This is a genomic window from Niveispirillum sp. FG148, assembly GCF_057809655.1.
The window spans coordinates 1-12,375 of record NZ_JBMDKJ010000010.1 but is presented as its reverse complement, the minus strand read 5'-3'; the positions used below and the strand labels follow the sequence as shown (position 1 = coordinate 12,375).

11 protein-coding genes are annotated in these 12,375 nt (G+C 65.5%); 7 read left to right on the top strand and 4 right to left on the bottom strand.

Annotated elements, in window-relative coordinates; genetic code table 11:
• The first annotated feature begins 146 nt into the window (after positions 1-146).
• Together mfd and ACODTW_RS12645 are read left to right on the top strand one after the other, a co-directional pair.
• Positions 147-3,773: a transcription-repair coupling factor gene (mfd, locus tag ACODTW_RS12650; protein ID WP_488946378.1), complete on the top strand. Its 3,627-nt coding sequence runs from the start codon at positions 147-149 to the stop codon at positions 3,771-3,773.
• An 86-nt stretch (positions 3,774-3,859) separates the two neighbouring features.
• Positions 3,860-4,354 (top strand): hypothetical protein, encoded by a 495-nt coding sequence (locus ACODTW_RS12645; RefSeq protein ID WP_488946377.1) that lies wholly within the window; start codon positions 3,860-3,862, stop codon positions 4,352-4,354.
• A gap of 40 nt (positions 4,355-4,394) precedes the next feature.
• Here ACODTW_RS12645 and ACODTW_RS12640 read toward each other — a convergent pair whose 3' ends face one another.
• Positions 4,395-5,030 (bottom strand): DsbA family oxidoreductase, encoded by a 636-nt coding sequence (locus ACODTW_RS12640; protein WP_488946376.1) that lies wholly within the window; start codon positions 5,028-5,030, stop codon positions 4,395-4,397.
• Positions 5,031-5,190: 160 nt separating this feature from the next.
• Between ACODTW_RS12640 and ACODTW_RS12635 the strand changes: the two genes are divergently transcribed.
• Positions 5,191-5,928: a hypothetical protein gene (locus ACODTW_RS12635; RefSeq protein ID WP_488946375.1), complete on the top strand. Its 738-nt coding sequence runs from the start codon at positions 5,191-5,193 to the stop codon at positions 5,926-5,928.
• A 68-nt stretch (positions 5,929-5,996) separates the two neighbouring features.
• On the opposite strand, the gene ACODTW_RS12630 is transcribed toward ACODTW_RS12635, so the two are convergent.
• The 3 genes from ACODTW_RS12630 to cobS all read right to left on the bottom strand — a co-directional run bounded on the left by ACODTW_RS12630 (position 5,997) and on the right by cobS (position 8,190).
• The gene (locus ACODTW_RS12630; protein WP_488946374.1) at positions 5,997-6,671 is read right to left on the bottom strand and encodes a lipid-binding SYLF domain-containing protein; all 675 of its coding nucleotides are present in this window, start codon (positions 6,669-6,671) and stop codon (positions 5,997-5,999) included.
• Positions 6,672-6,739: 68 nt separating this feature from the next.
• Positions 6,740-7,357: a histidine phosphatase family protein gene (locus ACODTW_RS12625; protein WP_488946373.1), complete on the bottom strand. Its 618-nt coding sequence runs from the start codon at positions 7,355-7,357 to the stop codon at positions 6,740-6,742.
• Positions 7,354-8,190: an adenosylcobinamide-GDP ribazoletransferase gene (cobS, locus tag ACODTW_RS12620; protein WP_488946372.1), complete on the bottom strand. Its 837-nt coding sequence runs from the start codon at positions 8,188-8,190 to the stop codon at positions 7,354-7,356. The genes ACODTW_RS12625 and cobS overlap by 4 nt, the downstream gene beginning before the upstream one ends.
• 74 nt (positions 8,191-8,264) lie before the next feature.
• On the opposite strand from cobS, the gene cobT reads away from it, so the two are divergent.
• The 4 genes from cobT to ACODTW_RS12600 all read left to right on the top strand — a co-directional run bounded on the left by cobT (position 8,265) and on the right by ACODTW_RS12600 (position 12,212).
• Entirely contained in the window at positions 8,265-9,323 is a 1,059-nt protein-coding gene (gene cobT / locus ACODTW_RS12615) for a nicotinate-nucleotide--dimethylbenzimidazole phosphoribosyltransferase (RefSeq protein WP_488946371.1), read from the top strand.
• A 21-nt stretch (positions 9,324-9,344) separates the two neighbouring features.
• Complete coding sequence (locus ACODTW_RS12610; protein ID WP_488946370.1) at positions 9,345-10,442, top strand: threonine aldolase family protein; 1,098 nt, start codon at positions 9,345-9,347, stop codon at positions 10,440-10,442.
• Between the two features lie 108 nt (positions 10,443-10,550).
• Complete coding sequence (gene purD, locus ACODTW_RS12605) at positions 10,551-11,846, top strand: phosphoribosylamine--glycine ligase (RefSeq protein ID WP_488946369.1); 1,296 nt, start codon at positions 10,551-10,553, stop codon at positions 11,844-11,846.
• Positions 11,847-11,864: 18 nt separating this feature from the next.
• The gene (locus tag ACODTW_RS12600; protein ID WP_488946368.1) at positions 11,865-12,212 is read left to right on the top strand and encodes an ArsC family reductase; all 348 of its coding nucleotides are present in this window, start codon (positions 11,865-11,867) and stop codon (positions 12,210-12,212) included.
• Positions 12,213-12,375 lie beyond the last annotated feature (163 nt).

The following is a 12,375-nucleotide window of genomic DNA, read 5'->3' as shown; positions in this document are numbered from 1 at the left end:
GCGGCCCCTGGACCCCCGCTTTCGCGGGGGAGGCAGCTTTGAGCGATTGGAAACGGTGAGCCAAACCACCCCGTCCCCCTTTTGTTCCCATCCGCCGCGACCCCTGCTATAACCCGCGCACCCGTGCCGCAGACAAAGCAAGTGCCATGAGCCTGATCCCCACGCCCGACTTCGCGCTGAACCTGGGCCATCCCCGTCGTCTGCTGCTGTCGGGTGCGCCTGATGGTCAGGATGCGCGTATCCTGGCAGCGCTGGCCCGGCGCGGCGGGGCGGCAGGATTGCTGCACATTGCCAGCGATGATGCGCGCGCCGCCCGGCTGGCCGAGGCCGTGTCGTTCTTCGACCCGTCGGTGGAGGTGATCAGCTTTCCGGCCTGGGACTGTCTGCCCTATGACCGCGTGTCGCCCAACGGGGAGATCGTGGCCCAGCGCATCACGGCCCTGACCCGGCTGCTGCGCCCGGCGGGCAAGGGGGCGTCGGCCATTCTGGTCATCACCACGGTGAACGCGGCGGTGCAGAAGGTGCCGCCGCGCCTGGCCTTCCGCAATTCCAGCTTCAGCGCCAAGGTCGGGAGCCGCGTGAATGTGGCGGAGCTGCAGCGCTTCCTGTCGCAGAACGGCTATATTCGGGCGCAGACGGTGCGGGAGCCGGGGGAATTCGCCGTGCGCGGCGGCATCATCGACCTGTTCCCGCCCGGCAGTGCAGAGGCGCTGCGCCTGGACCTGTTCGGTGACGATCTGGACGGGGTGCGCAGCTTCGATCCCATGACGCAGCTGACGGTGGAAAAGCGCGACGGCTTCCTGCTGATGCCCATGTCGGAAGTGTTCCTGGACGAAATGTCGATCCAGCGCTTCCGCACCGGCTATCGTGAGCATTTCGGCGCCGTCATGGATGACGATCCGCTGTACGAGGCGGTGAGTGCGGCGCGCAAGCATGCCGGCATGGAACATTGGCTGCCGCTGTTCCACAGCTCCATGGAAACGCTGTTTGACTATCTGCCCGACGCGTCGGTGACGCTGGACCCCGATGTCGAACAGGCCCGCGACGAGCGGCTGGAACAGATCCAGGATTTCTACAATGCCCGCCGCAGCATGGTGGAGGCGGAGAAGAAGTCCGGCAACCCCGTCTATAAGCCCATCCCGCCGTCGCTGCTGTTCGTTGATGGCGATACGTTCGACCGGCATCTTTCCGTGCGCGCCGTGGCCCAGCTCTCGCCCTTCGCCGCGATCGAGGGGGAGACGTCCAACAAGGACATGGTCGATGGCGGCGGGCGCAAGGGCCGCGACTTTGCAGACGCGCGCGTGCAGTCCGGCGTCAATGTCTATGACGTGCTGCGTGACCATATCGGGGCGCTGACGGCGGACGGCCGGACAACGGTCATCGCCGGCTATACGGCCGGGTCGCGCGACCGGTTGCTGTCGGTGCTGAAGGAACATGGCCTGAACCGGTTGAAGGCCGTGGATGCCTGGGCCGACCTGTTGTCGCTGGACAAGGGCACGACGGCGCTGATCGTGCTGCCGCTGGACCATGGGTTCACCGCGCCCGGTCTGGCCGTCATCACCGAACAGGACATCCTGGGCGACCGTCTGGTCCGCGCCGGGTCGAAGAAGAAGCGCCGCAACGCCAATTTCATCGCCGAGGCGGCGTCGCTCAACCAAGGCGATTTCGTTGTCCATATCGATCATGGCATCGGCAAATATGATGGTCTGGAGACCCTGACTGTCGGCGGCGCCCCGCATGATTGCCTGCGCATCATCTATGATGGCGGCGACAAGCTCTATGTCCCGGTGGAGAATATCGAGGTCCTGTCCCGCTATGGCAGCGAGGAGGCGGGCGCCAATCTGGACAAGCTGGGCGGTGCCGGCTGGCAGTCGCGCAAGGCCCGCGTCAAGCGCCGCCTGAAGGACATGGCCGACGCCCTGCTGCGCATCGCGGCCGAACGCGCGCTGCGCCGGGCCGATGCCGTGCCCATCCCCGATGGCGCCTGGGACGAATTCTGCGCCCGCTTCCCCTATGCGGAAACGGACGACCAGTTGCGGGCCATCGATGACGTGATCGAGGATATGGGCTCCGGCAAACCCATGGACCGGCTGATCTGCGGCGATGTCGGCTTCGGCAAGACGGAGGTGGCCTTGCGCGCCGCCTTCCTGGCTGTGATGGCCGGCCGCCAGGTGGCCGTCGTCGTGCCCACAACGCTGCTGGCCCGCCAGCATAGCCGCACCTTTGAGGCGCGCTTTGCCGGCCTGCCCGTGCGCATCGGGCAATTGTCGCGCATGGTGACGACCAAGGACGCCAACCTGACCAAGCAGGGCGTTTCCGACGGCACCGTCGATATCGTCATCGGTACCCATGCGCTGCTGGGCAAGGGCGTGGATTTCAAGCGTCTGGGCCTGGTCATCGTGGACGAGGAACAGCATTTCGGCGTGAAGCAGAAGGAACGGCTGAAGGAACTGCGCGCCGATGTGCATGTGCTGACCCTGTCGGCCACGCCCATTCCGCGCACCCTGCAACTGGCTTTGTCGGGTGTGCGTGAATTGTCGGTCATCGCCACGCCGCCCGTGGACCGCCTGGCCGTGCGCACCTTCGTCCTGCCCTTTGACCCAGTGGTCATCCGCGAGGCGATCATGCGCGAGCATCATCGCGGCGGGCAGAGCTTCTATGTCTGCCCGCGCGTGGAAGATCTGGACAAGGTCCGCGTGCGGCTGGAGGAACTGGTGCCGGAGGTGAAGCTGATCACCGCCCATGGCCAGATGGCGGCCACGGAGCTGGAGGACGTGATGACGGCCTTCGATGACGGCAAATATGACGTGCTGCTGGCCACCAACATCATCGAAAGCGGTCTGGACATCCCCCGCGCCAATACCATGATCGTCCACCGCGCCGACCTGTTCGGTCTGGCCCAGCTCTACCAGATCCGCGGACGCGTCGGCCGGTCCAAGGTGCGTGGCTACGCCTATCTGACCTACCAGCCCAAGACGGTTCTGTCCGCGACAGCCCAGCAGCGCCTGCATGTGCTGGAGACCCTGGACAGTCTGGGGGCTGGCTTCCAGCTGGCCAGCCACGACATGGATATCCGCGGCGCCGGCAACCTGCTGGGCGAGGAACAGTCGGGCCAGATCCGTGAGGTGGGCGTGGAGCTTTACCAGCAGATGCTGGAAGAAGCGGTGGAGGCGGCGCGGGGCGGCCTGTCGGACGCGCAGGTGGCCGAAGATGCCTGGTCGCCGCAGATCGCGCTGGGCATGCCAGTCCTGATCCCCGACAGCTACGTCCCTGACCTGGGCGTGCGCCTGACACTTTATCGCCGCCTGTCCGACCTGGACAGCAAGGACGAGGTGGAGGCGTTCGGCGTGGAACTGATCGACCGGTTCGGCAAGCTGCCGCCAGAGGTCGATAATCTGCTGCGCCTGATGGAGATCAAGCGCCTTTGCCGGGAAGCCGGTGTCTCCAACCTGGATGCGGGTCCGAAGGGGGCCGTCATCGGTTTTCGCAACAATAACTTTAAGAACCCGGCTAAGCTGGTTGAATTCATTCAGAAGCAGGCGGGCACGGCCAAGCTGCGCCCCGACCATAAGCTGGTCTTCCTGCGCCCCTGGGACGCGGAGGAGACGCGACTGGCGGGTGCCCGCACCCTGATGCAGGCCCTGGCCCAGATGGCGGCGGGCGAACGGGTAACGGCCGATCTGCCGCCCCCACCGCCGCCCCCTCCACCCCCGCCGCCGCCCAAACCGCTGGTGAAGCGCCCGCCCTTTGGGGCAGCGAAGCGGCGGTGGTGAAATATGATAAGAAATTCGAATATGACTTTCAAATTACAGTCGATGCATCTTATATTGCGGTTTCAAATTGCATATGGAGCGTTAGAATGTCGGGAAAGCTTGCAATTTTGATGTTAGGTAATCAAGGAGCTGGGAAGTCGACGACTTGGTATGGTTTATTTGAAGCGTGCGTAAAGACGGGAAAGAATTTGAGGTCTCTTTATGTAACTAAATCTCATTATGTTGATGATGTCTTTCTGATAAATGGCTCTCCAGAGGAAAGTGATAAAGATGTGGGCGTCATTCTGAGAGATGTTGATCCAAATATAGTCCTTTGCTCCACTCAGTATGTTGGCGGAAATAATACCATAGAGTTTTTTGTAAATAATGGATATGATGTTAATGTTTTCTGGCTGAATCCGGGGTATGGAGACGATTCTGAATACAAAGATTCCCATGGTCTTGTAGAAAAATTCCTGAGTGTCGGTGTGAATTGGAGGGTAAGAAACGGGAATATTTCTCCAGAAGGACGTATTCAGGAAATTAAAGAGCTGATTTTTGGTTGGGCTTCGTTTAGGAATCTAATCAACACAAATTTTTGAGATGCCTGTTACACAAAGTAATGTGCCCAGGCGAGTCTATTTACCCCGCCACCTCGTCCCGCGCCAGGTCCAGCATGGGCAGGAAGGCGGTATGTTCCTGGGCGCCTGACAGGGCGTAGCGGCGGTCGAAGATGTAGCAGGGGACGGCCTGTACGCCCAATTGCCTTGCCTGGCCGTCGCTGGCGCGGACGGCGGCCGTGTCCACGTCGCCGGCCAGATATGTCGCCACCTCGTCCATGTCCAGCCCCTGTTCGCCGGCGATACGGACCAGTTCCGTTGGGTCGCCGATATCGCGACCCTGTTGGAAATGCCCCTGGAACAGGGCCATGGTCATGGGGGTGGCCTTGCCGAACCGTTCAGCGAAGCGGACCAGACGATGGGCCTGCAGGGTGCTGGGGATGCGCCGGATCAGGTCCAGGCGCAGAAACAGCTTGTCGCGGGATGCCGCCTGTTCGACCACGGCATTCATCTGCCGGGCCCGTTCCGGGCCGCCGAACTTGGCCGTGAAATACAGATCGCGGGCCATGCCGCCGGCCGGCAGGTCCGGGTTCAGCTGAAACGGCATCCAGCGGATATCGACGCGCACGCCGGGCCGTTCAGCCAGGGCGCGATCCAGCCGCACCTTGCCCAGATAGCACCAGGGACAAATCAGGTCTGAATAAATCTCGATCAGCATCCCAAGGTCCCCGCCGATGACAGGCGCCCATCATACGCCGATCGGGCGCGGGCGGCGAGGAGAAGCACAACCTTCCTGATGCACTGACCATTGCGCCGCAAGGCGCGAAGGATCATGATGGCCGTTACGATTTTGTGACGGGGTGGGGCGGAAGGTCGCGATGGTGGAGAATAGCGCGACGGCACGGCAGATGGCGTCCGCCTTTGTCGGCCATACCACCCTGTTGCTGGCCGTCAACCTGACCCACGACATGGACCCGGTGCTGGACGGGCTTCTGCAGCGTGACGTGCCGGGGGCGGAGGAACTGCTGGACGATCAGGTGCTGATCGGACAGGTGATCCGCGCCCCGCGTGGTGATCCGCGCCTGGAACGGACGCTGGCCTGGCTGGAACAGGTCTGGTTCGCGCAGGAGGATCATGGGGATGTCGATCCCCTGGTCCTGGTCGAACTGGCGCAACGACGGGATACGCCGGTTGTGTTCGATCTGGATGATGGGCTGAACGGCGCGGCGCATCTACTGGATCTGCTGATCCGGCAATGCAAGGGGCTCCGTGATGTCGAAGGGCTGACCGCTGTCCTGGCGCTGCTGCGGCAGTGGCAGAGCGATCGGTCGCGGGAAACGCTGGTAGAACTGGAACGGGTCTGCCTGCCATTGCTGGGCCGGGACGAAGGCACGCCCGCCACTGAACAGGTAAGGCGTATCCGTTTTCTGGCGGTGGAAGGGGCCTTGCCCGCGTCGGAATATCTGACGCTGCATTTCGATCCCCAATCGCTGGGCGATTGGGACATGGGCGAACTGACCCGTCTGGTCCGCACCCGCTATCCGTTGCTGCGCCGGTCGGATGTGGAAGCGATGGTTGATCGCCATGTGCCCGCGCACCGGGCGGCTGTCGCCTGATCCCCGAAAAGGCAAACGCCGCGCCCGGAAAAAAGGCGCGGCGTTCTATCTGGCCGATCAAGTCGGCGTTAAGGCGCGCTCAACGCGGTAGCCAGGGCCTGGGCTTCCGGCCGGTAGAAATGCCGGTCGACCAGGATGGCGCGCGGTTCCGTCTTCTGGCCATAGAACTTGTCGTTGAACTCGCTGCGCGGGGCGATGACCGACCCTTCCACGGCCATGCCGCCGAACAGGCCGCTGGTCTTGGCATAGACATAGATGTCCGCAGACAGGCCGACCCCGTAGGAGGCACCGACGCCCGTGCCCAGTTCGCCGATGGCGACATTGGCATCGGCGCCCAGCTTCACCTTGCGGTCGATGACGGCGTCCAGACCCTTCTGGGTCATGATCACCATCATCATTTCCGACGCCTGACCACCGAATTGCAGGCCGAAGCTGGCTTCCGCCAGCGTGTAAAAGGCAGGACCGCTCCAAGCCCCGTCATCGCCGCGCGCCACCATCACGCCCGTGCCCCCGCCACCGCCGACAAAGAAGCCGGCCTGAATGACACTGGGCAGGATCATGACGGCGCGGGCCCGGCCGACCAGGGATTTCAGGTCCTTATATTGCGGGTCGGTCAGCAGGGTCAGCGCGGTCACGCGGGCCCGTTCGACCATCAGTTCGGGTTCCGTCAGGGCCTGGGCCGGACGCACCAGGGCGGAAACCGCCAGGGTCAGGCCGAACAGGGCCATCACGAAACGCTTCATCTTGTCGCTCCATTGCTTCCGTGCGAACGTCTTCTCATGCCCGCAAACCCTGCCTAAGGCAAGCGGCGCTAACAGGGCGGAATATTGGCACCGACAAGGCGCCATTGTGCCGGTTGCCCTGCGATCGCCAGATGGTCCAGCCGGAACAGGTGCCAATGGTCCACCGCCACCGACAGCACACCTGATGGCGGCAGGCTCAGCGCCAGGGCCAGGGCCGCGCGGATGGGGCCGGCATGACCGACCATGATGATGTCGCGCCCGGCATGCGTCGCGGTCTCCCGCCCGATGGCGGCCTGCACCCGGTTGCACAGGGCCGCGAAGCTTTCGCCGCCCGGCGGGACATTGCCGGCGGCATCCTGCCAGAATCGGGACGACGTGTGCGGATCGTCATCCCAGATCTGCTGATGCGTGCGGCCCTGCCAGTCGCCGAAATCCTGCTCCGTCAGGTCGGGCACGATGTGGCAGGGGGCATCCGGGTGCAGTGCCTGCGCACAAAACTGGCTGCGCGACAGCGGCGTGGTCAGCCAGACGGCCCCGGCGGGCAGGCGACGACGGGCGCCGTCAATCATTCCGGTATCAGAAAGATCGACCGCTGCGTCCAGCTGTCCTGCGATGGTGCCCGCCGGCAACAGCAGGGGTGCGTGCCGCACCCACCACCAGCGGGTGACAAGCACAGCATCATTCATGTCGAAGCCGGAATGACAGCCGCCAGAGCCAGCAGGAAGCCGATTTCCGCCATCTGCTGGGCTGTGCCCAGCACATCGCCGGTGATGCCGCCGATCTGTCGGCGGGCCAGCTGTGCCACGGCCCAGACGGCCCCCACCGACACAGCCATGACCGACAGGCTGACCATGCCCGATGCCAGATGCAGCTTGGCCAGGGTCGTGGTGGCCAGGGTGAAGCCGATCAGGGCGGCGACCATGGCGCGGGCGCGGTCGGGCCGGCCCTGGCTGGCGGCCGTGCCGGTCTGGCGGGCGTCGGGCAGGGAGATGCGCATCCAGGGCAGCAGCCCGCGGGAGAAGGCATGCGCCCCGATCAGGGCCAGGGTAACGGCGCGCGGATCGGCCAGGGTGGCGATCGCGCCCACGCGGGCCAGCACCACCAGGATCAGCGCCACCGATCCATAGGTGCCGACGCGGCTGTCCTTCATGATGGCCAGCTTGGCTTCCCGGTCGCGGCCGCCACCGAACCCGTCGGCGACATCGGCCAGCCCATCCTCGTGCAGGGCACCGGTCAGCCAGGTCAGGCCGGCGACCGTGACGATGGCGGCCAGCAACGGCGCCAGCCCGGCGATACCCAGGAACCAGTAGGCGATGCCCCCGACGGTGCCGATCAGCGCGCCCACGATGGGGAACCAGGCCATGGCGCGCCGATCCAGATCGGCCGGCCATTCCCCTTTCCAGCGGATCGGCAGGCGCGTCAGGAAGATCAGGGCGGCCACGAACTCGCCAAGCGGTTGGGGCCTGTGCTGCTTTGTTGCATCGCTCATGACATCGGTATAGGCCAGTGTGGCTTTCACCGCCAGCGCCGTTCCGGCACCCGTGCAGGGAGCCAGCGGCGTCGTACCCGTCGACCCGTTACAGGAATATCCCCATGTCCGGCCATGATCACCACCATCACCACCATCACGACAATGATGACGGTGTGCCCAGTATGGAGGAGATCCGCCGCGTCCTGCCCGAATTGCCGGGCCCGGACCTGGAGGCGGGAACGGCCGCCCTGCAGCGTGAACAGACCCTGCTGAAGCCCCCCGGCGCCCTGGGCCGGATGGAGGAACTGGTGCAGTGGCTTGCCACCTGGCAGGCCAAGGCGCCGCCGGAGCTGACCCATCCGCGCATCGTCGTCTTCGCCGGCGCCCATGGCGTGGCCCAGCGCGGCGTGTCGGCCTATCCGCCGGCCGTGACGGGGCAGATGGTGCAGGCCTTCCTCAACGGCCATGCCGCGATCAACCAGCTGGCCGAACTGCACGACGCGGACCTGCGTGTGCATGAGATGGATCTGGACCACCCGACGGCCGATTTCACCCAGGGCCCCGCCATGGACGAGGCGACCTGCGCCCGTGCCACGGCCTATGGCATGATGGCGGTGGAGCCGGGCCTGCACCTGCTGTGCGTGGGTGAAATGGGCATCGGCAACACCACGGCCGCATCCGCACTGTGCGCCGCCCTGTTCGGCGGAACCGCCGCCGATTGGGTCGGCCCTGGCACGGGTGTCGATGCCGCCGGCATCCAGCGCAAGATCGCCGCGGTGGAGGCGGGGCTGGCCGCCAATCCCGCGGCGCTGACCGACCCGTTCGAGGCGCTGCGCTGCCTGGGCGGGCAGGAATTCGCCGCCATTGTCGGTGCTATCATCGCCTGTCGTCTGGCCCGCGTTCCGGTGGTGCTGGACGGCTTTGCCTGCACGGCGGCCGCCGCCGTGCTGTACAAGGCCGATCCCAAGGCCCTGGACCATTGCATCGTCGCGCATAAGAGCGCCGAGCCCGGCCATGCCCGCCTGCTGGCCGCCATCAACAAGCGTCCGCTGTTTGAATTCGACATGCGCCTGGGCGAGGCGTCGGGCGCGGCCCTGGCCATTCCCATCCTGCGTTCCGCGCTCGCCTGCCACCTGAACATGGCCACCTTCGCCGAGGCTGGCGTATCGCAGAAGGCCTGAGGCCGAACCGGAGCCCGTCCCATGTCCGCCATCACCATCGACCGCGCCCTGCAGGCGCGGTGCCAGACCTTCCTGCATGGTCATGGGCCGATCAGCCCGCGCGACTGGATGACCCGCATGCTGGCCTTGCCGGAGGCGGACTGGCAGGGCGACCTCTATAATGCCGGGCCGGCGGTCACAGCGCTGGAAGGGCAGGTGGCGCATCTGCTGGGCAAGCCGGCGTCGCTGTTCTTCCATAAGGCGGTGGTGGGGCAGCAGGCGGTGCTGTTTTCCCATCGCGAACGCACGGGCCGCCGGCTGGTGGCCGTGCATCCCAAAAGCCACATCGCCATCGACGAATCCGACGCGGTTGAGCGGCTGAGCGATATCAGGCTGGTGCGGATCGGCTCCGATGATGCGCCCTTCACCCTGGCCGATTTGAAGGCCGTGGCCGAGCCGCTGGCGGCGGTAGTATTGGAACTGCCTTTGCGCAACGCGGCCTTCCGGGCGCTGCCCTGGGAGGAACTGGTCGCCATTTCCCGCTGGTGCCGGGAACAGGGCATTGCCCTGCATCTGGACGGCGCCCGCCTGTGGGAGGTGCAGCCCTGGTACGGTCGCCCGCTGGCGGAAATCGCCGCACTGGCCGACAGTGTCTATGTCAGCCTTTACAAGGGGCTGGGTGCGCCGGGTGGATCGCTGATCGCCGGGCATCTGGGCTTTCTTGAAACGCTGAAGCCCTGGCGGTCGCGCATGGGCGGCAATCTCTATTCCGCCTTTCCCTATGTGCTGGGCGGGCTGGACGGTCTGCGCCGGTATCTGCCCCGAATGGGGGATTACCATGCCGGGGCCGTCGCCCTGGCCGATGCCCTGTCGCGGCGGGAGGCGCCGCGCGCCGCCGATCAGGTGGTGTGCAATTCCTTCCGGCTGGTCTGGCCGGTTGCCGCCCCGGCCCTGGCCCGCGCCCTGACGGACCTGGCGACGGGCGACGGGGTCTGGTGCTTTGGCCGCGTCCTGCCCTTGCCCGTGGCTGGATATTGCTTCACCGAGATGGTGGTCGGGGAGGCGACGCTGGCCCATGGCGTGGCCGCCGTGGCCGACCGGCTGGCCACCCTGCTGGCCGCTGCCCGCCAGGTGGCATAGAACCCCGCGTTCCCCCCTCGCAGGGGCGGTATCCGTCAAGGCCGGGTGACCCGTTCCGGTCCCCATGCTAAGAACCCGCCGCCGAAGGCGAAGCAGGGGAAGGGTGCCATGAAGATTCTGGTCGTGGGTTCCGGTGGTCGCGAACATGCGCTGTGCTGGGCCATCAAGCGTTCGCCCCTGTGCGACCGGCTCTACTGCGCCCCCGGCAATGCCGGCATCGCCGCCGTGGCTGAATGCGTGCCCCTGTCCGGCAATGACGTGGCCGGCATCACCGCCTTTGCCCAGGAACAGGGCATTGAATTCGTCGTGGTCGGGCCGGAGGAGCCGCTGGTGCTGGGCCTGGCCGACAGCCTGCGCGCCGCCGGCATCGCCACTTTCGGCCCATCAGCGGAAGCCGCCGCGCTGGAAGGCTCCAAGGGCTTCATGAAGGATGCCGTGGCCCGCTTCGGTGTGCCCACGGCCGCCTATGGCCGCTTCACCGATGTGGCGTCCGCCAAGGAATTTGTTGCCCGCCAGGGCGCGCCCATCGTCGTGAAGACGGACGGGCTGGCCGCCGGCAAGGGCGTGACCATCTGCCAGAGCGTGGACGAGGCCTTTGCTGCCATCGACGAGGCCATGGTCGGCCGCCGCTTCGGCGATGCCGGGGCCGAACTGGTGATCGAGGAATTCCTGGATGGGGAGGAGGCCAGCTTCTTCGCCATCTGCGACGGCACCAATGCCGTCGCCCTGGCCGGGGCCCAGGACCATAAACGCGCCTTTGACGGCGACCTGGGCCCCAACACGGGCGGCATGGGCACCTACAGCCCGGCTCCGGTGCTGACGCCCGATCTGGAAGCCCGCATCATGCAGGAAATGATCCTGCCGACCGTGAAGGGCATGGCGGCAGAGGGCAAGCCCTTCATCGGCGTGCTGTTCGCTGGCATAATGGTGGTGAATGGCCCCGATGGTCAGCCCGTGCCCAAGCTGCTGGAATATAATGTCCGCTTCGGCGACCCGGAATGCCAGGTGCTGATGCGTCGGCTGAAATCCGATCTGGTGCCGCTGCTGCTGGCCGCCGCCCAGGGCGATGTGTCGGGCAGCGAGCCGGAATGGCATGACGAGGCCGCCCTGTGCGTCGTCATGGCCGCCAACGGCTATCCCGGCGACTATATAAAGGGCACGCGTATCGGCAATCTGGATCAGGCTGGGCAGGTGGATGGGGTGGAGATATTCCATGCCGGCACCAAGACCGGGGCCGATGGCGCCATCCTGGCCAATGGCGGGCGTGTGCTGGGCGTGACGGCCATCGCCCCCCGCGTTGCCGACGCCCGCGCCCAGGCCTATGAGGCCGTGGACCGCATCGACTGGAAGGAAGGCTTCTGCCGCCGCGACATCGCCTGGCGCGCCATGGCGCGTGGCCTTTAAGGGGAAGGGGATCAGCCAATGACTAGCGTCACCCTCTACGGCATCAAGAATTGCGATACCATGAAGAAGGCCCGCACCTGGCTGGAGGCCAAGGGCGTGGCGCATCACTTCCATGACTACAAGGTGGCGGGCATCGACCGGGATCGCCTGTCCGCCTGGGTCGATGCGCTGGGCTGGGAGGTGCTGCTGAACCGGGCCGGCACGACCTTCAAGAAGCTGCCCGATGCGGCCAAGGAAGGGCTGGACCGGGAGAAGGCCATCGCCCTGATGCTGGACCAGCCTTCCATGATCAAGCGGCCGGTGCTGGACATTGGCGGGCGCCTGCTGGTCGGCTTCAAGCCGGAACAGTATGAGGCGGCATTCTGATTACGCGATCCTGACGTCGCCTCACGGAAGTGGAGCGACGATTGGGATAAACCCAAAACAAAAAAACGCGCCCGGCGGGGCGCGTTTTTTGGAAAGGTCTTGCTTGGATGGCTCCCAGGGAGGGATTCGAACCCCCGACCGGGCGGTTAACAGCCGCCTGCTC